The organism is Pseudomonas cerasi (assembly GCF_900074915.1).
Taxonomy (GTDB): domain Bacteria; phylum Pseudomonadota; class Gammaproteobacteria; order Pseudomonadales; family Pseudomonadaceae; genus Aquipseudomonas; species Aquipseudomonas cerasi.
Window position 1 is genome coordinate 4,980,168 of sequence record NZ_LT222319.1, and the last position, 19,183, is coordinate 4,999,350.

The following is a 19,183-nucleotide window of genomic DNA, read 5'->3' on the forward strand; positions in this document are numbered from 1 at the left end:
CCAACCGAGCGTGAGTCAGCCCATGACCCAAGCACTGATCGAACTGTCGGACCTGCGCTTCAACTGGCCCGGCCATCCGCAACTGCTGGACATCCCCGAATTCCGTCTGCAAAGCGGCGAAACCCTGTTCCTCAAAGGCCCCAGCGGTAGCGGCAAAACCACATTGCTGGGCCTGCTGGGCGGTGTGCAAAAACCGGTCAGCGGCAGCATTCGCCTGTTGAACCAGGAACTGTCGGCCCTCTCTTCGGCCGCGCGTGACCGCTTTCGCGTCGATCACACTGGCTACATCTTCCAGCAGTTCAACCTGCTGCCATTTTTGTCGGTGCGGGAAAACATCGAACTGCCCTGCCACTTTTCCAGCGTGCGTGCCGAACGTGCCAGACAACGCCACGGCAGCGTCGAGAAAGCCACCACCACCCTGCTCGCCCACCTGGGTCTGAAAGACCCGGCGATGCTGGCACGCCGCGCCGACTCGCTGTCCATCGGCCAACAGCAGCGTGTTGCTGCCGCCCGAGCGCTGATCGGTCAACCGGAGCTGGTGATTGCCGACGAACCTACGTCTGCGCTGGACGCAGACTCGCGCGAGGCGTTCATTCGCCTGTTGTTCGCCGAGTGCCGCGAGGCCGGGGCCAGCCTGCTGTTCGTCAGTCATGACCAGAGCCTGGCACCGCTGTTTGATCGCAATCTGTCGCTGAGCGACCTGAATCGCGCCGCCGTCGCCGTGGAGATTTGAGATGTATCTGTGTCGTCTGGCCATGGCCAGCCTGGCCAATCGCCGTTTCACCGCGTTCCTCACTGCCTTCGCCATTGCCCTGTCGGTGTGCCTGTTACTGGCCGTCGAGCGGGTACGCACCGAAGCGCGCTCCAGCTTCGCCAGCACCATCAGCGGCACCGACCTGATCGTCGGTGCGCGCTCCGGCTCGATCAACCTGTTGCTGTACTCGGTGTTCCGCATCGGCAATGCCACCAACAACATTCGCTGGGACAGCTTCGAGCACTTCGCCAACAGCAAGCAGGTCAAGTGGGCGATCCCGGTTTCGCTGGGCGACTCCCATCGTGGCTACCGGGTGATGGGCACCAGTGAAGCGTATTTCGAGCATTATCAGTTCGGTCGCCAACAGCACCTGGAGATGGCCGAAGGACGCGAGTTCAAGACCGATCCCTTTGAAGTGGTGCTGGGTTCGGAGGTCGCCAAGGCGCTGCATTACAAGCTGGGCGACAAGCTGGTCCTGGCGCACGGTGTCGCCGCGATCAGTCTGGTCAAGCATGACGACAAACCGTTCACCGTGGTCGGCATCCTCAAGCCGACCGGTACGCCGGTGGACCGCACGCTGCATATCAGTCTGGGCGGCATGGAGGCCATTCATATCGACTGGCACAACGGCGCCCCGGCACGCGGCAACGAGCGCATCTCAGCCGATCAGGCGCGCAATATGGACCTGACGCCGACTGCGATCACTGCCTTCATGCTGGGCTTGAACAGCAAGATTTCCACCTTCAGCCTGCAACGCGAGATCAACGAATACCGTGGTGAGCCGATGCTGGCGATTCTGCCCGGCGTGGCCCTGCAGGAGCTGTGGAGCCTGATGGGCACGGCGGAAAAGGCGCTGTTCGTGATTTCGCTGTTCGTGGTACTGACCGGGCTGATCGGCATGCTGACCGCAATTCTTACCAGCCTCAATGAACGGCGCCGGGAAATGGCCATCCTGCGCTCGGTCGGCGCGCGTCCCTGGCATATCGCAAGTCTGCTTATACTCGAAGCCTTCGCCCTGGCGCTGGCGGGTGTCATCAGCGGCCTTGCGCTGCTCTATATCGGCATCTTCGTGGCCCGCGACTACGTGCTCGACAACTACGGTCTGTACCTGTCGTCTATGCCACCTGGCCAATATGAATGGACATTGCTCGGTGCCATTCTCGGCTGCGCGCTGTTGATGGGAACCGTGCCAGCCTGGCGAGCCTACAGGCAGTCACTGGCCGATGGACTGTCGATTCGTTTATGAGGACCTTCATGATGCGGCGCATGCTACTCACTCTGCTGTTCTCGGTTACCACTCAAGTGTGGGCCGCCGAGCCGCGTGAGCTGACTTGGAATGACATGATTCCACCCGATGCACCTGTGGTGAAGCCGGTAACGACTCCGCTTCACGATATGTCCAAGCTGTCCGATGCACTGGCCATGGAGGCAGCGCCTGCGGCTCACCAACTGGCACCGCATGCGCCGGTGGTCAAGGCACTGGACGGCAAACTGGTGCGTTTACCGGGCTACATCGTGCCGCTCGAGGTCAGTGAGGAAGGCCGGGTGACGGAGTTTTTGCTGGTGCCGTATTTCGGCGCCTGCATCCATGTGCCGCCGCCACCGGCGAACCAGATCGTGCATGTCACGAGCGAGCTGGGTGTGAAGGTCGATGAGCTGTATCAGCCGTACTGGATCGAAGGACCGATGCAGGCCAAGTCGTCTTCCAGCGAACTGGCAGAAGCGGGTTATCAGATGCAGGCAGACAAGATTCTTGTCTACGAGTTGCCGGATTCATAAGGATCACGAGGTTCCCAGCGATTTCATTGAGCTGAGTCAAAGTCGCCGCTCGACAGCGCTTTAACATTACGCCCATAAATTTTGACTGATCTCTGGAGCCTCCATGCACAAGCATCTGCTACGCGCGTCCCTTGTCGCGCTTGCCCTCACCGCCCCGGTCGCGGCACACGCCTACGAGCCTGGCGACTTCATCGTTCGCGCCGGTGTCGCGCACGTTCAGCCCAATGAAGACAGCGGCGAAGTGCGCCTCGACGGCACCAAGGTTTCTGGCACCAAAGCGACTGTCGACGGCGAAAACCAGCTGGGCCTGACCTTCGCCTACATGCTGACCCAGCACGTCGGCATTGAGCTGCTGGCCGCCACACCGTTCAGCCACACTGTGTCGGTCAAAGGCCTCGGGCCTGGCCTGGATGGCAAGCTGGCCGATATCAAACAACTGCCGCCGACGCTGTCGTTGCAGTACTACCCGATGGAACCGTCGTCGAAATTCCAGCCGTACGCTGGCGTGGGCATCAACTACACCACGTTCTTCGATACCGACCTGACCGGCAACCGCAAGGATCAGGGCTTCAGCAACCTCAAGCTCAAGGACTCGGTCGGCCTGGCCGCACAGCTGGGCATGGATTACATGATCACCGACAACGTACTGCTCAACGCCTCGGTCTGGTACGTCGACATCGATACCAAAGCAACCGTGGACGGCCCGTCAGCCCTGGCCGTCGGCAAGACCAAGGTCGACGTGGACATCGACCCGTGGGTGTACATGGTGGGTGTGGGTTACAAGTTCTGACCTGAACGTCTTAAGCGCCACAAGCACAAAGGCACCCTTATTGGGTGCCTTTGTTTTTTGCGGGAGCTGATGACGCTCGTGCCAGTGCAACACGCTTGTCGGTTCTCAACAGTTCGCGGATGAGCAGAGCATCTTTCGATCCGCTCTTCCCCCCAAGTGGTGAAGTTGTATCAAAGAAACTCAAGCCCTGTTCAAGTTGCCTCTTTGCACCTCGAAAAACTGCCTTGATGAGGTAAAATGGCCAGACTCTTGAACTTCTTTTCGGGCCGAAGCTTATTATGCCTGCTCGACAGTATCCTCAATTCTGAATACGCCATCACCGACATAAGTGATCGTCAGCGGCTTATCATCGTCAATTCCCTCTGGCAATTTCAGGTGGTAATTAGCCGTCAGGAACTGCTCCGGAATCATCGGCTCAACTATGCCAGAGGAACGAAGAAAGGTGCTGATGCCGTACACCAGCACACCTACGGAAGCGATAGGACCGGGGTAAAGTTGAAGAAACTGAAGAAACGTTAGCCCGGTCAGATAGTCGATACGAACAGTGCCAGGGCCAAATATGATAAAAGCGCCCCCAACTACAAACAGCAGCAACCCAATAAGACTCAAGAGGAGTGACGTCAAAATGACCGGTGCGCTATCGGTTTCCTTTTCAGTAGAGAGATAAGCCAAATATGCTTCAATAAAGCCCGGTACTGCGACCTCTCCCGGCACTTGGTGCACGTTGACCTCGCCGAGATTTTCTACCTCTAGTTCATCTTCGTCTTGCATGCCATGCGTCCTTCATAAGAATGACGATGGATACTAGAAGCCATTGAAATTGCTGAACACCTTAAAGTCATCAATTACAAAAAATGCAGAATGCTCCTACATATTCGGAAGCTAAATCCTGCGCAACCAGCCAATAGATCTCACACCAGCGTTGGGCCGCAGGCAATTGGTAGCTGACACCATTTGCCGAAACAGGCAGTAAAACCCGTGCAGACGGTGCATCAGTGTAACCGAGGCCGCATATTCCAAAGCCTCAGTCCATCGCAGTTGTCATAGCCTCCCATGCTCTGGTGCATAAGCACCTTCTTCAGGGCTGATTGAGGCACGGATAACGACAAGCACTTAGCGCGGGACTCACTGTCCCATCAACAACTCAAGCCCACGCACCAGTGGCGTTGGCTCGTCGATGGTGAAGTGCTCCAGCAAGCGCTGGTTGCTCGCGCGGGAATGCTTGATGTCGCCCGAACGCGGTACCTGATAGCTGACTTCCGGCTGTTTGCCGACCACTTGCGAGAGTGCCGACAGCAACTCATTGAGCGACGTGGTCTTGTTCAGGCCGACGTTGATCGCGCCTTCGATGGCGCTGTCTCGTGACAGAGCCTGCAGCAGCAGCTTGAGCAGGTCGCCCACGTAGTAGAAATCCCGCGTCTGCTCACCATCGCCAAACACACTGATCGGCAGGCCTTTGCGGATACGCTCGGCAAAGATGCTGATCACGCCGGAGTACGGCGACGATGGGTCCTGGCGTGGCCCGAAAATGTTGAAGAAGCGGAAGATCACCGGTTCCAGGCCATGCTGGCGACGGTAGAAATCCAGGTAGTGCTCGCTGGCCAGCTTGTCCGAGGCGTAAGGGGTCAGCGGTGCCTTGGTGGTGTCCTCGGTGATCGCTTCGCCCTCACCGTTATTGCCGTACACCGCCGCGCTGGAAGCAAAGATCACCCGTTTGATGCCCGCTTCGCGCATGGCCTCGCAGACATTCAACGTGCCGATGAAGTTGCTCTGATGGGTGCGCACCGGGTCGTCTACCGACGCCTGCACCGAGGCCACTGCCGCCAGGTGCACGACGGCCTTGCAACCCTGCGCCGCGCGCTTGACCAGGTCGGCATCGGCCACGTCCCCTTCGATCAGTTCGACCCGCGGGTTATCGAGCGGCAAATTGCTGCGCTTGCCTGCCGAGAGGTTGTCGAGGATACGCACGGCCTGCCCACTGGCAAGCAATGCGTCGGTCAGGTGCGAGCCAATAAAACCCGCACCTCCAGTGATCAGAACAGGAGCGTCAGACATGTCGATAATACCGATCCAGCAGGCTTGGCAGACCGGCCCGCCAGGCGCGGGGCTTGATGCCGAAAGTGTGGAGAATTTTCTTGCAGGCCAAGACCGCGTGCTGCGGTTCTTCGCCTGCATCGGGGCGCGCGGCGTGGGCCTGCGCAGTGGGCGATTCGATAGCCAGCGCGTGCAGCAGACGCGCTTCGGTGAGCACTGCCTGCCCCAGCGCCAGCGGCGTGGTCGCCTCGTGTCCGGCGTAGTGGTAGGTGCCCCACAGCGGCGCTTCGCAATCGAGTTGCTTGATGACCGAAATGATCACCCGCGCCGCATCGTCGACCGGCGTCGGGTTGCCGCGACGATCGTCGGCGAGCAGCAGCTCTCCGGGTTCTTTCGCACGCGAGAGAAAGCGGCCCAGCACACCATCGGTGCTGTCATCCAGCAGCCAGCCGAAACGCACCAGCACATGTTGCGGGCAGGTCGCACGAACACTTTGCTCGATACGCCACAGGGCCTGACCGCGCAGGCCCAGAGGTACAGGCTCGTCTTTTTCGCTGTAGGCCGTCGCGCGGGAACCATCGAACACACGATAGCTGGACGGCTGAACCAGCGTGATGTTGTGGTGCTGACAGAGTTCGGCAAGACGCTCGACAGAGCGCTCCTGATGAGTCAGGCGAGCTTCACTCACGGTCTCCGCCTGAAACCAGTCGAAGTAGTAAGCAAGGTTGATCAGGGCATCGGGGCGGGTGTCATCAAGCAGTTGCGTAAGGCTCGCCACGTCCCAGCCGTCTTGCGGTGGACGTGGTGCGAGGAAACCAATGTCTTCCTCGGCACCCAGACGAATCAGCGCCTGCCCGAGGGCATTCCCGCCGCCCAATAGCATAAGGCGCATTCGCATAGAGTCAGCAGGCTCGGTATCAGATAATCAAACGAACAATTGAAAAACGCCTGCAAACATAACACGTTGCCTGCCAACCCCCAACAGTTGCGCAGCCTGGCGGGTTAATGACGCCGCGACAAAGCGTTGCAGCGTCCGCGCATGTCGGTTGAGTTACTGAGCTGCCGGGCCCGGCGTGCTGTTGCCCTTGGACAGACTGAGCGGCGCAGGCGCAGAAGGTGTCGCCATGGCAGGGTCCGAGGGCGCGGGTGGCCCTTCGGCTTCGACGCCAGCCTGCGGATTATTGAAGCCCGGCCCCATGACCATCTGTGGATAAGTCTGCGCAAAGCGTACGCTCGGATTCTTGTCCACAAGCCGCTTGAGACGCTCGTTGAACGCACGTCCCACCGCGTACTGACCGCCCGAAGAGGTACGAAATTGCGCGGTCAGCACCACGCCGTTGAGGTCCATGCGGTCGACGCCGAAGACCTCCAGCGGTCCCTGCAGGTTGTGCTTGAGCAAGATGTCTTCGCTGATCGACTGGCCGGTCTCGCGGATCAGCGCCAGTGCGTCATCGATGTCCGAGTCGTAGGTGAACTGCACCGAGAAGAACGCATAAGCGAATTGCCGCGACTGGTTGGTGACGGCCTTGATCTGCCCGAACGGCACCGAGTGAACGAAACCCTTGCCGTCACGCAGGCGCACGGTGCGAATGGTCAGGCTTTCCACCGACCCGGAATGGCCGGTACTCAGCACCACCCAGTCGCCCACCGAAAAGGTGTCCTCGATGATGATGAACAGGCCGGTGATCACGTCCTGCACCAGTTGCTGCGAACCGAAACCGATGGCCAGACCGACGACCCCGGCACCCGCCAGCAGTGGTGCCACGTTGATGCCCAGGTTGGCCATGGTGGTGATCGCACAGATCACTACCAGAATGATTTTTACCGCATTACGCAGCAGCGGCAGAATGGTTTTAACCCGAGTGCTTGGCTGGCGACCGCTGCGATGATTGACCGGCGGTTTCAGGGCTTCCTGAATGGCGGTGTCGAGCACCACCCACAATAGCCAGGTGACGACGAAGATCAGACCGATGCTGCTCAGTGAATCACTGATTACCCGGCCAAGGGTGTTGCGCTGGGCAAACTCGAACATCGAGAAGCCCCAGATACGGCCCAGGATCTCGATGAACCCGATGGCCAGCGCAATACGCAGCACCGCATACACCAGGCTCAACAGACGCGCCTTGTACACATGCCCGCCGCGACCCAGGGTCTCGGTCGGTTTGAACAGGTGCTGGAACACGGTGCTGAGGAACACCGTGGCAATCAGCAGAATGGTGGTGAACAACGCACAACGCAGCGCTTGCTGACTGTCCTCACCGGCACCGATGAGATTGATCGCCGAGACCAGAATCATCAGCAGGATCGGCAGGTGCCACAGCTTGGAGAATATCTTCAACGACTGTTGCAGCGCGGGCCGTTGCAGGCGACTGCTCAATGAGCGGTTACGGATCAGGTGGGCCACCGGGCGACGCACCTTGATGATCAGCATGCAGAACACCACCGAGGCGAACAGCCCGGTAAACACCGCAACACTGGTGGTGACGTTACTGCCCAACTGGCGGGCGATCTGCGGACTGGTCAGCGCGTCACTCAGCGCCGCGAGGAAGCCGACCACGAACAATGGCCTAGGCGCGTAGCGGCGAATCATGCGCACGGCGGCACGCTTGTGGCCGAAATTGAACATCACGATCACGCAGAGCAGCACCGAAGTCGAGACGATGCCGCTGCTGGTTGCATACGCGAAACACAGTGCCAGCGCACGGCCTACCGAAGACGGCATGAAATGGCTGACGTAAAGGGTTAACGGCAGGCAGACGATGGCTGGCAGGGTAAATGGCAACACGTACTTGAGCAGCGCCTGACTGCGTGCGCGCACCCGCATGAACGGTGTGCGGCACAAGCGTACGGCGAGAAAACGACCCAGCGTGGTCAGAATCGCAAACGATGCGATCCATACAAAAGACAGGGCGAGGAAGTCCCCGGCGACGCTCCATGGGGAACGTGTAGTGCGTTTGTTGACCAGCTTTTCCAGCTCGTCGGCGGCACGATCGGCACGCAGTTGCCAGGCGTCGAACAGGTTGTCATCCAGATTGAGCTTTTCCTGGACGTCATCGATGCTGGTACTGATGGCGCCGAGTAACCCGCCCTGCACCAGCAACTCGGGAGCCTCGGCCGCAGGCTCTTCACCATCAGCCGGTTTCGCATCGGCCTTGTCCTTGTCCGCCGCCTTGTCATCCGCTTTCGGGGCGGGTTTGTCAGCAGCCTTGGGGTCGGCTTTGGGGTCAGCCTTTTCAGCAGCCTTGTCATCTGCCGGCACCGCCGCGCCCATTGGTAATGCAGGTACATCGGCCGCCTGGAGATTGAAACTGCCTGCGAATAACAGCAGACCCGAAAGGATCAAGATTTTCAGCTGAGACGCCACGCAGTTCTCTCCTTCAATGGGCAAGTCAAACCATGGACAGGGCAAGGCAAGCCTCGACCCCAATGAACTGATTCCCGTATGCGCGGCAAGTTCGGTTTCGGCAGGGAAATACGATGAGGCAATGTTTCAGAAAACCGCGGTTGGGCAGTACGCTCAGTCTTCTCGACTGAACTATGCAAAACCCTCACTGCCGGAATTATCGGGAGCTGCCGAAGGCGTGCACCCGCCTGCGCACCAAAGCGCTCGCCCGATAACCCCGACATCGAGAACCTGACATCGAGAGGAATCTGCATGAGCACGTTCAACACCAAAGATGGCACCGAGATCTATTACAAGGATTGGGGCACGGGCAAACCGGTCCTGTTCAGCCACGGCTGGCCGCTGGATGCGGACATGTGGGAATACCAGATGGAATACCTGAGCAGCCGGGGCTATCGCACCATCGCCTTCGACCGCCGCGGGTTCGGTCGTTCCGGTCAGCCGTGGACCGGCTATGACTATGACACCTTCGCTGACGACATCGCCGATCTGATCGAACACCTCGATCTGCGCGACGTGACACTGGTGGGTTTCTCCATGGGCGGCGGTGACGTCACGCGCTATATCGCCAAACATGGCAGCAAGCGGGTGGCCAAACTGGCGTTGCTGGGCTCGGTCACACCGTTCTTCCTCAAGACCGCTGACAACCCGGAAGGCGTCGACCAGTCCGTATTCGATAGCATCATGGCAGGCCTGCTCAAGGACCGCGCCCAGTTCATCAGCGACTTCGCCAGCACGTTCTATGGCATAAACCACGGCCAGAAAGTCTCCGAAGGCGTACAGACGCAAACGCTGAACATCGCCCTGCTCGCCTCCCTCAAGGGCACGCTGGATTGCGTGACAGCGTTCTCCGCAACCGACTTCCGCCCGGACATGGCAAAAATCGATGTGCCGACCCTGGTGATTCATGGTGACGATGATCAGGTGGTGCCGTTCGAAGCCTCGGGCAAACGGGCTGCTGCGATGATCAAGGGTGCCGAACTTAAGGTGTATTCAGGAGCACCGCACGGGTTTGCAGTGACCCATGCAGAGACGCTTAACAAAGACCTGCTGGCGTTTGTACAGGGCTGATGACTGGTGTGACAGGGAGCCGACTGACTCCCTGCTGGCAGCGGGTCAGTCGGCCGGAACGGTCAACTGATTCTGCTCGCCCAGCCCCGTGATCCCCAGACGCATGCGTTGCCCTGCACGCAGGAAGACAGGTTGTGGCTTCACGCCCAGTCCCACACCCGGCGGTGTCCCCGTCGAGATGACATCGCCTGGTTGCAGGCTCATGCAACGGCTCAGGTAGGCGATCAGTTGCGGCACACTGAAAATCAACGTGCGCGTATTGCCATTCTGATAACGATGGCCATCCACTTCCAGCCACAGGTCGAGCGAGTGAGGGTTGGCAACCTCGTCGCGGGTCACCAGCCATGGACCCAGCGGGCCGAAGGTATCGAAGCCTTTGCCCTTGTCCCAGGTCCCGCCGCGCTCAAGCTGCCATTCGCGCTCGGACACATCATTGATCACGCAATACCCGGCTACATGCTCCATGGCATCGGCTTCGTCGATGTAACGTCCGCCCTTGCCGATGATCACGCCCAGCTCGACCTCCCAGTCGGTCTTGAGCGAACCACGGGGGATCTGGACATCATCGTTGGGACCGCAAATAGCACTGGTCCACTTGTTGAAGATGATCGGTTCCTTCGGCACGTCCATCTGCGACTCTGCCGCGTGGTCAGCGTAGTTCAAGCCTATGCAGATGAATTTGCCGACCTGCCCGACACACGCCCCGATGCGTGGTTGGCCCGAAACCAGCGGCAGGCTGGCAGGATCGATTGCCGCCAGGCTCGCCAGACTGGCCGGGCTCAGTGCCTCGCCCGCGATATCCCTGATGTGCGCAGACAGGTCGCGGATCTGGTTGTTGGCATCCAGCAGCCCGGGTTTCTCCAAGCCTTTTTCACCGTAACGTAGCAATTTCATCGAGTTCTCCCGTTTCTGTCCAAGGTGTGAACCGCGGATCAAGAGGGTGACGCCCTGTTGCCCAGCCTGCGCGGCAATACGTTTTCGTGTCAGTACGAACCTGGCAAGTCTGGACAGATAGCATTGCAGCAAATGCCTTGCCTAATGAAATTTACGAACAATTGCGCGACAAGCCGGGTTCACTTTCAACAGCAGAAAACCACGATCACACGGCGGCGGTCATAATTAATACACACAACGAGTATTAATATCAGCTCCAGTTGAAACGAGCCTCTCGCCAACACGACGGGCTTGTATTCTTTCACGGGTGAGTTGAATTCATGTCAACGCTGATACTGTCCCGCCGCTTACCGCCGCGTCAGCTACGCCACTGGCCCCATCAGCCTGTGGGTAACTGCAACGTTGCCCCTTCGTCGCTTGTCGTCCAGCAGCACAGCCACAACGCACCACGCACATGGCCGCACGCCGCATTGGCGATTGCACTGGCGATCGGGTTGCATGCCGCGCTGGCAGCGTGGCTGATGGCCGATCACCCGCAAGCGCCCGAGCCGACCCCGCCGATGCCGATCACCGTGCAGTGGGTACCGCCGCCCGTTGCGCTGCCGGTAGCCCAATCGACGCCGACTGAGCCCAACCCTCAGCCAGCACCGGAGCCGCCTGCGCCGGCGCCAGCTCCCAGGCCGGAGCCAGCCCCCACGCCAGCGCCTCCTGAGCCCAAACCTGCCGAGCTACCCAAGCCCAAGGCGCAGCCCAGAACCGCACCAAGCAAACCTGTCGCCAAACCTGCTGCGCCGGCGCCTTCCATCGCGGCGCCCACACCGACGCCTGCTGCAGCGCCAGCGCCAAGACCTGCGCCAGCGGCACCACAGACCACCACCGCGCCCATAGGCCGCGCCGGTTACCTGAACAATCCGCCACCGGTCTACCCGCCCGCCGCCGCACGCCGCCATCAGGAAGGCACGACGATGCTGCGTGTGCATGTGCTGCCCAACGGACGTACCGACCAGGTGCAGGTGCTGCAAAGCAGCGGCGTCCCGGCGCTGGACGACGCCGCGCAGGCAGCCGTCCGGCAATGGACCTTTATTCCCGCCAAACGCGGCGACACCCCGGTAGAAGGCTGGGTCAACGTCCCCATGGCTTTCAAACTCGCACCCTGAGGCTCACGTCATGAACACTGCTTACTCCGTACTCATTACCCAATCCTCAATGGCCCTGCTGGTGATTTTCTCGCTGGTGACCTGGGCGCTGCTGCTCGGCAAGACCTTTCAGCACTGGCGACTGACCCGGCAGAACCGACGCTACGCCACGCAGTTCTGGGCCGCCCGCGACCTCAAAAATGCGCTGCACCTGCCAAACAGTGAAGGCAGCCTGGCGCGCCTGACCGATGCCGGCGCGCAGGCCCTCGCCGCGCCCCACGACTCGCCGGACCTGGGCCACAGCTGGAACCGCCAGGACTTGCTCGAGCGCAGCCTGCGCCAACAGATCCACAAGGAACGTCGTCGCCTGGAGAGCGGCATGATCCTGCTGGCATCGATCGGCAGCACCGCGCCCTTCATCGGCCTGTTCGGTACGGTGTTCGGGATCATTCATGCACTCACTGCGATCAGCCAGGCCAGGTCGGCGAGCATTGCGGTGGTCGCCGGGCCCATTGGCGAAGCGCTGGTAGCGACCGGCGTCGGCATCGCCGTCGCGGTGCCTGCGGTGCTGGCCTACAACTTCTTCGGGCGGCGTCTGAAGCTGGTGATCGCGGACCTTGAGGAGTTCGCCGTGGATTTCCTCAACCTCTCGCAACGCAACGCCTTCCGGCTGCAACCCGACCATCGCGACAAGACGGCCCCGAGCCTGAAAGGAGTGAGCTGACATGTCCTTCTCCACGTCCAATGATGACGATGCAATCAGCGACATCAACATCACGCCGTTGGTGGATGTGATGCTGGTGCTGCTGGTGACCTTCATCGTCACCGCACCGCTGCTCAATAACGCCATACCGCTGGACCTGCCGCAGACCGTCGCCACCACCTCACTGGATCAGGCCGACCCGGTAGTGCTGAGTGTCGACGCCACTGGCGGCGTGTTCATCGACAGCGAAGCTGTAGCGCTGGAGCAACTTCCGGAGGCGCTGCAAGCCCTGCACAGCAAAGACCCGGACGTCGCCGTCAGCCTGCGCGCCGATCAGGCGACGGGTTATGGCCGCGTGGCGCAGGTACTGGCCGATGTGCAGAAAGCCGGCATCAGTCGCCTGTCGGTGATTACCGAAAGCCCCTGAAACAAAAACCTGTCGTTAACCACATGACCCGCCGCAAGCGCGGCGCCCTGACGCCCCCAGGAAAATCTTTCCATGAACAATCGATCGATACCGCGTGCCCCTCGATTCCCGGTAACGCGCCTAGCGCTGCTGGTTTCATTGAACTCACTGTGCCTGATCAGCCCGTTCATTCAGGCCGATGACGAGGTGCCCACCTCGGTAACGGCGCCCGCCAGCGACGACACCGCCGCCATGACGCTGGGCACGGTGTCAGTGATCGGTCAGGGCGAGACTCGCCAGGTGCAGCGCGTGACGCAAAAGGATGTGAAGGCTTACTCGGCAGGCACCAGCCCGATGAAGGTTCTGCAACGCCTGCCTGGGGTCAACTTTCAGTCTGGTGACCCGCTGGGCCGTGAGGAAGGCAGCCAGCGCATCAGCCTGCGCGGCTTCGATATGCACCACCTGGGCTACACGCTGGACGGCGTCACCCTCGGCAACATGAGCTTCGGCAACTTCAACGGCCTGAGCATCACCCGGGCGATCATCGCTGAAAACATCGCCTCCAGCGAAGTGGCACCCGGCATCGGCTCACTGGGCACGGCATCGAACAGCGATCTGGGCGGCACCATCCAGTTCACCAGTTCCAATCCCGATAAAGAGTTCGGCGCGCGTCTGTCGCAAACCCTGGGCAGCTACGACACCTCGCGCACTTTCATGCGGGTCGATACTGGCGAATACAACGGACTTTCAGCGTACGTGTCAGGCGAAAAGTACGATGCCGACGCCTGGAAAGGCCACAGCAACCCGCAAAAGTCCGACGCAGTGAACGCCAAGGTCAACTACAACTTCGGCGACAACCGGGTCAGTTTCTTCCACAGCACCTCGTCACATGACGAAGCCAACCTGCCGAACCTGTCGAAGAGCATCATCCAGCGTCTGGGCTACAACTGGAGCTACTACACGCCGGACTGGACGCGCGCGGTCAATGCGGCCAACGGCATTTATACCGGCGGGGTAACCAGCGCAAACGATGCGACCTACAACGCCAGCAGCCTGCGCGACGACGAACTGGACATCCTCAACGGCAATTTCTCTCTGACCGATGATCTGGTCCTGGACGCGACCGTCTATCACCACCATGACTCGGGTCGGGGCAACTCGTATTACCCGTTCGTCTACACCAGCGGCTCGACGACAGTGCCGAGCAATTCGATTCGCAGCACAAAATACGGCATCGATCGAACCGGCTTCCAGAGCTCGCTGACCTACTATCTCGGCCAGCATGAAATTCAGGGCGGGTTCTGGATTCAGTCCAACAAGAACGACATTTCGCGTTACCTGTTCGATACCACCAATGCGACGCCGCAGAACCACATCGTCAAAACCGATGGCCTGCCCCTGGCGGCCACCGTTCTGGATCAGAGTTACAACGACCTGACCCGGCAGTTCTACCTGCGCGACACCTACACCCTGCTCGATGACCGCCTCAAACTTGAGTTCGGCGCGAAAAATACTGTGACGACCTCAACAGCCGAAGGCAAAGGCGGCGGTTGCGCCAGTGGCTCGCTGCAAGCGCGGGACAGGTTTCTGCCGCAAATAGGCGCAACCTACAAACTCGACGAGGACGACGAAGTCTTCACTTCTTACTCGGAAAACATGGCTGCGTTCCCGAGTGGCGGGTACAGCCCGTTCTTCACGACGCAGAGCGCCGTCGATGCGCAGAACGGCTTCAAGGACCTGAAGCCGGAAACCTCGAAAACCGTCGAATTGGGCGTGCGCCGCAGCACCAAACTGTATTCGGCCTCGGCGGCGATCTACAACACCAAATTCGATAACCGCCTGGTCGCCATCACCAACTGCACCGGCATCGTCATATGCCAGAACGGCGTCGCCAACGTCGGCTCGGTCACCAGTCGAGGACTGGAACTGTCGTTCGGCCTGACGCCCAATGAAAACTGGCGCTGGTCCAACTCCATGTCCTACAACCACAGCACTTACGACGATGACTACGCCAGCGGCGGCAACACCGTTCATGTCAAAGGCAAAACCGTAGTCGATACACCGAAACTGATGTATTCGAGCAACCTGGACTGGACTTGGGAACACTGGAACGCCGGCTTGCAAGGCAGTTACATCAGCAAGCGCTATTACACCTACACCAATGACTCCAGTGTCAGCGGCTACTGGCTGGCGAACGCCAACCTTGGCTATGACTTCGGCAAACTCGGCGCCCTCAAGGACACCACGCTGTCGCTGAACATGGTCAACCTGTTCGACAAACGCTACATCTCCACCCTCAACACCGACGCCAGCGCAGCCACCGACCCGGCGGGCAACCTGCAGATCCTTCAAGTGGGCACACCGCGCAGCGCGTTTGTAACACTGGGCGTGAAGCTCTGATCGTTGCTGACTGAGGACGGGCGAAGGATCGCCCCATCCGCCACTTGCATTGAGTGACGCTGCGCGGTGTGCTTCTGGAGACAGGATCCTGCGGGAACGGGCCTGCTCCTGAAGACAGGCATCTGTGGGAGCGAGCTTGCTCGGGAAAGCAATCTGCCAGTCACTGCATAATACGTGTCGGTTGCCAGCCCCACGGCGACGAACAGCGCACGGTGCTGCATACTCCCCCGCATCTATAGCGCCTGACTTCCATCTGGACACACCATGACACCCAACGCAGAACTCTATAACCCCTCCACCGAATATGCCGACAAACTGATCTCGCGCATCGGCCAAACCCCTTCATGGATCGCCAAGCGCATCGGTGTGACCGACAAACGCATTCGCTACATCCTCGATGGGGAAAGGACCGTCAAAGGCGAGACCACGCCGATTCAGATGACCTATACCGAGCAGTTTGCGCTGGAGTGCCTTGTGGCAGAGGCTATAGCGCTGAGGATGTAAGGCCTGTGTTGCGGCGGGACAACATGAACCGTCGCAATGTGCTGCATCCCGTTCGGAGGGTACGCATCTTCATAACGCACTTATGACTTCTCGGGTCTACACCGCCAGAGGTCGCGACCAGCAGTGATAGACCTCTGACAGACAGTAGGGATCAGTCAGCACAGCCAGAGTCAGCGCTTCTCCGACTCACACTTTGCGCGCAAGTCGTGATCATTGATGCTGACGCAACTGCCGCCTTCCTTCTTGGCAGCGCAATAGGCACGCTGGTCACGATCATTGATGCTGACGCAAGAACTACCTTCCTTTTCTGCCATGCACCGCGCGCGCAAGTCACGATCATTGATGCTGGTGCAACCGCTGCCGCCCTGCTTGGCATTGCAGTAGGCACGCTGGTCAAAATCATTGATGCTGGTGCAAGAACTACCTTCCTTTTCTGCGCTGCACCGCGCGCGCAAGTCATGATCATTGATGCTGGTGCAACTGCTGCCTTCCTGCATGGCAGAGCAATAGGCACGCTGGTCATGGTCATTGATGCTGTTGCAACTGGCAAACGCGTAACCGCTGAACATCAACAACATTGCAAAAATCAGTTTCATTTCACACTTCCTTGGGCTTACCAGAGAAACAGCCTGACGCTGGCTGATTCTTCTTCATTGAACATACGACACTATATCAAATTGACATCACTTTATCGTCTGAGTTATCAATGCATCCGGTTCCGAGCGGCTTCAGGTCGAAGGCCTGCACCGAAATCAACTGGCAGGTACGCCTCATCATGACCTGCGCGGCGTAAAGGGCAGGCGATCAAGCATTGCCCTTGAACGAGCCTGAGGATCCTGATAATCACGCCCTCAAATAACTCAGACAAGGAAATGCAGTGAAAGGAAATCTACTGTTGGTTGCGGTGCTTGCACTGTTGATACAAGGCTGTGGCGTGACCATGACGCGTTACGAGCCCAGCTTCGATAATGTCCAGAAGCTCAAGCAAACGCCTCCCCTTTTACCGATCCGTCAGACTCAGGTCAGCGCTGCGGCAGGTCAGGATTCACTGCAAGTGCGCGGCAATCCTGTCACATCCCCTAGCGGCAGCATCACGCAACACATCCAGGATGCCCTGACGGGTGAACTGGACCGCGCAGGTCTCATCGACCCGCAATCGCCACGCCATCTAAATGTGCTTGTTACGCAGAATGAACTGACCGCTGGAATGGGTACAGGCACCGGCACAATCGCCGCGCACTTCACCCTGATCAACGGCGCGAAAGTTGAATATGACGCTACCAAGCAGGTCAGCAGCCAATGGAACAGCAGTTTTTTGGGGGCCGTCGCTATCCCCAATGCGGCAAACGCCTACAACCCGTTGGTGCGTGATTTGCTCAAGGCTTTATACAGCGACCCACTGTTTACCCAAGCGCTGAATCACAAATAAAAAAAGAGCCCAAATGGGCTCTTTTTTTCGGGCGGTCAGTTCATTACGCCTGCGGAACAGTAACCTTCAGCATTGAGTACTTCAGACTCTGGCTCTCCACCAACTGCTTGAGCAGTGAATTGACCTGGCGCGTAAACGTATCGTTAACAGCCTTCTGCGGTGTATTGGCCATCATCGGCACAAACCAGATACCTATCCAGGTGTTGATTGCATCATGGTTACCGACTGTTCTCAGCACCTTGCCCTGGGAATCCTGCGCATCCAGGCTCATGCTGTACTGATCGGTGGCCATCGACGGAATAATAGTCAGAGTCAGACCACTGATAAACGCCATCACCAATTGGCCACCGCTTGGCGGATGGTTATACACCTTGAGGTGCAGGCTGTAGTCGCCTGGCTGTTTCTTGAACTCGTCAAGGGTCACTCGGCCAAACAACCCAGAGTCAGTCAGCGCTTTTTGCAGTTGGGGCTTGAGTGCATCCCGAGCTTGCGGTACTTCTACTGCGCCGGTGGTTCCGGGTGTGCCCTGGTAGAAATCGAACGCAACGAACACGTTGGGTTTATTCGTGTAGCTGGCCATGGAAGGCATGGTGACTGGCGCTACTTCGTCCTTGGTAAAACTGGCGCAGCCGCTCAATACCAGCATTGCCGCAAGGCCCAGTGTCTTCAAGCGTTTCATTTACGATTTTCCTTAGTCAATAACAGAACGTCTGTCCGAATCCATTCAAGAATTGCGGCCTTACCACTGCCTCATACGACAGCGATAGAGGCCACTATTGTGCCATCAACTAAAACTTCGTCAATAATCTTAAGGCTGGCGCAGACCTCCAGGCGAATGATCTGAGAAACCCTTGGCCACAGCCGCAAAGGATTTCATGCTCTGGGTCGTCTCACGATACTTCGTTACAACCGTTCGCCGATGATTGCAATTGGAAGCGGGTTGACCCAACACTCAGCATGCTGTTGGACACGCTTTACCACGGAGGCTTCATTTATGGACAATAAACTGACATCCAGGATCGCGATTATTACAGGTGCGGCTCAGGGGATCGGCGCCGCGATTGCGCGACGGTTCGTACAGGAGGGCTGCTTTGTTTACGTCACAGATATAAACGACGTGCTCGGAAGAGAGACTGCAAGCGCATTGGGAGATTCTGCCTGCTATCTGCATCTTGATGTGAGGTGCGAAGAAGATTGGCAGCGAGTGACAACCCATGTCGTAAAGACTCACGGCCGCCTCGATGTGCTGGTCAACAACGCGGGCATTACCGGATTTGAGCTGGGCGCTGCCCCGCATGACCCAGAACATGCGCTTCTGGAGGACTGGCAAGCCGTACATCACACCAATCTCGATGGTGTGTTTCTAGGGTGCAAGTACGCTATACGAGCCATGCGCCATACGGGGGCGGGTTCCATTATCAACATTTCCTCTCGCTCCGGACTGGTGGGTATTCCTGGCGCAGCTGCGTACGCATCGTCCAAGGCCGCCGTTCGCAATCACACCAAGACGGTGGCGCTTTACTGCGCCGAGCAAGGATTGAAAGTTCGATGCAACTCGATTCATCCAGCCGCCATCCTCACCCCTATATGGGAGCCCATGTTGGGTGCTGATGCGGGTCGTGAAGAGCGAATGGCCGCACTCGTTCGAGACACTCCACTCAGAAGATTTGGCATGCCTGAAGAAGTGGCGGCTGTGGCCCTGTTACTGGCCACCGATGAGGCTACGTACATTACCGGCAGTGAGTTCAACATTGATGGAGGTCTGTTGGCGGGGTCGGCAGCGACGCCAGCGGTATTGGATGACAGCGAAACCTGAAAACTGCCCGCGCGAATGGCTGTAATGGGGCGGCAGCAGCCGCTGCGTACAGCGGCGCGCCATG

At 59.0% G+C, this 19,183-nt stretch carries 19 protein-coding genes; 12 read left to right on the forward strand and 7 right to left on the reverse strand.

From position 1 onward, the window contains the following. Positions 1-22 precede the first annotated feature (22 nt). The 4 genes from PCPL58_RS24575 (at position 23) to PCPL58_RS24590 (ending at position 3,323) form a co-directional block, all read left to right on the forward strand. On the forward strand, positions 23-733 hold the full coding sequence (locus PCPL58_RS24575) for an ABC transporter ATP-binding protein (protein ID WP_003368944.1): 711 nt from the start codon (positions 23-25) through the stop codon (positions 731-733). Between the two features lies 1 nt (position 734). After that, the gene (locus PCPL58_RS24580; RefSeq protein WP_065350666.1) at positions 735-2,000 is read left to right on the forward strand and encodes an ABC transporter permease; all 1,266 of its coding nucleotides are present in this window, start codon (positions 735-737) and stop codon (positions 1,998-2,000) included. 8 nt (positions 2,001-2,008) lie between these two features. After that, positions 2,009-2,533, forward strand: a complete 525-nt coding sequence (locus PCPL58_RS24585; protein ID WP_003431776.1) for a DUF3299 domain-containing protein — start codon at positions 2,009-2,011, stop codon at positions 2,531-2,533. A 103-nt stretch (positions 2,534-2,636) separates the two neighbouring features. Further along, positions 2,637-3,323 (forward strand): OmpW/AlkL family protein, encoded by a 687-nt coding sequence (locus tag PCPL58_RS24590; RefSeq protein ID WP_003368950.1) that lies wholly within the window; start codon positions 2,637-2,639, stop codon positions 3,321-3,323. A 276-nt stretch (positions 3,324-3,599) separates the two neighbouring features. Here the strand turns inward: PCPL58_RS24590 and PCPL58_RS24595 are convergent, their stop codons facing one another. The 4 genes from PCPL58_RS24595 to PCPL58_RS24610 all read right to left on the reverse strand — a co-directional run bounded on the left by PCPL58_RS24595 (position 3,600) and on the right by PCPL58_RS24610 (position 8,721). Next, positions 3,600-4,094: a hypothetical protein gene (locus tag PCPL58_RS24595; protein ID WP_065350667.1), complete on the reverse strand. Its 495-nt coding sequence runs from the start codon at positions 4,092-4,094 to the stop codon at positions 3,600-3,602. A 354-nt stretch (positions 4,095-4,448) separates the two neighbouring features. After that, positions 4,449-5,378 (reverse strand): NAD-dependent epimerase/dehydratase family protein, encoded by a 930-nt coding sequence (locus PCPL58_RS24600; protein ID WP_065350668.1) that lies wholly within the window; start codon positions 5,376-5,378, stop codon positions 4,449-4,451. Next, positions 5,371-6,255 (reverse strand): sugar nucleotide-binding protein, encoded by an 885-nt coding sequence (locus PCPL58_RS24605; RefSeq protein ID WP_003431778.1) that lies wholly within the window; start codon positions 6,253-6,255, stop codon positions 5,371-5,373. Before PCPL58_RS24605 ends, PCPL58_RS24600 begins: the two co-directional genes overlap by 8 nt. A 153-nt stretch (positions 6,256-6,408) precedes the next feature. Next, complete coding sequence (locus tag PCPL58_RS24610) at positions 6,409-8,721, reverse strand: mechanosensitive ion channel family protein (RefSeq protein ID WP_065350669.1); 2,313 nt, start codon at positions 8,719-8,721, stop codon at positions 6,409-6,411. 291 nt (positions 8,722-9,012) lie between these two features. Here PCPL58_RS24610 and PCPL58_RS24615 point away from each other — a divergent pair, with 291 nt between their 5' ends. After that, the gene (locus PCPL58_RS24615) at positions 9,013-9,831 is read left to right on the forward strand and encodes an alpha/beta fold hydrolase (protein ID WP_065350670.1); all 819 of its coding nucleotides are present in this window, start codon (positions 9,013-9,015) and stop codon (positions 9,829-9,831) included. 45 nt (positions 9,832-9,876) lie between these two features. On the opposite strand, the gene PCPL58_RS24620 is transcribed toward PCPL58_RS24615, so the two are convergent. Continuing rightward, entirely contained in the window at positions 9,877-10,725 is an 849-nt protein-coding gene (locus PCPL58_RS24620; protein ID WP_065350671.1) for an ureidoglycolate lyase, read from the reverse strand. A gap of 320 nt (positions 10,726-11,045) precedes the next feature. Between PCPL58_RS24620 and PCPL58_RS24625 the strand changes: the two genes are divergently transcribed. The 5 genes from PCPL58_RS24625 to PCPL58_RS24645 all read left to right on the forward strand — a co-directional run bounded on the left by PCPL58_RS24625 (position 11,046) and on the right by PCPL58_RS24645 (position 15,874). Further along, positions 11,046-11,882, forward strand: coding sequence for an energy transducer TonB (locus PCPL58_RS24625; RefSeq protein WP_065350672.1), 837 nt, complete (start codon positions 11,046-11,048; stop codon positions 11,880-11,882). A 10-nt stretch (positions 11,883-11,892) separates the two neighbouring features. Further along, a complete protein-coding gene (locus tag PCPL58_RS24630; protein ID WP_003431782.1) occupies positions 11,893-12,585 on the forward strand; it encodes a MotA/TolQ/ExbB proton channel family protein in 693 nt (230 codons plus the stop codon). A 1-nt stretch (position 12,586) separates the two neighbouring features. Next, complete coding sequence (locus PCPL58_RS24635) at positions 12,587-12,991, forward strand: ExbD/TolR family protein (RefSeq protein ID WP_065350673.1); 405 nt, start codon at positions 12,587-12,589, stop codon at positions 12,989-12,991. A gap of 72 nt (positions 12,992-13,063) precedes the next feature. Continuing rightward, a complete protein-coding gene (locus tag PCPL58_RS24640; RefSeq protein ID WP_065350674.1) occupies positions 13,064-15,370 on the forward strand; it encodes a TonB-dependent receptor in 2,307 nt (768 codons plus the stop codon). A gap of 264 nt (positions 15,371-15,634) precedes the next feature. Continuing rightward, on the forward strand, positions 15,635-15,874 hold the full coding sequence (locus PCPL58_RS24645) for a hypothetical protein (RefSeq protein ID WP_003317071.1): 240 nt from the start codon (positions 15,635-15,637) through the stop codon (positions 15,872-15,874). Positions 15,875-16,044: 170 nt separating this feature from the next. Here PCPL58_RS24645 and PCPL58_RS32245 read toward each other — a convergent pair whose 3' ends face one another. Then, on the reverse strand, positions 16,045-16,470 hold the full coding sequence (locus PCPL58_RS32245) for a hypothetical protein (RefSeq protein WP_065350675.1): 426 nt from the start codon (positions 16,468-16,470) through the stop codon (positions 16,045-16,047). 281 nt (positions 16,471-16,751) lie between these two features. Between PCPL58_RS32245 and PCPL58_RS24655 the strand changes: the two genes are divergently transcribed. Then, entirely contained in the window at positions 16,752-17,303 is a 552-nt protein-coding gene (locus tag PCPL58_RS24655; protein ID WP_065350676.1) for a hypothetical protein, read from the forward strand. 43 nt (positions 17,304-17,346) lie between these two features. Here the strand turns inward: PCPL58_RS24655 and PCPL58_RS24660 are convergent, their stop codons facing one another. Beyond that, entirely contained in the window at positions 17,347-17,982 is a 636-nt protein-coding gene (locus PCPL58_RS24660; RefSeq protein WP_003368973.1) for a hypothetical protein, read from the reverse strand. Between the two features lie 315 nt (positions 17,983-18,297). Between PCPL58_RS24660 and PCPL58_RS24665 the strand changes: the two genes are divergently transcribed. Next, positions 18,298-19,119 carry an SDR family oxidoreductase gene (locus PCPL58_RS24665; protein ID WP_065350677.1) on the forward strand — a complete coding sequence of 274 codons (822 nt, stop codon included), beginning with the start codon at positions 18,298-18,300 and terminating at the stop codon, positions 19,117-19,119. Positions 19,120-19,183: the final 64 nt, after the last annotated feature.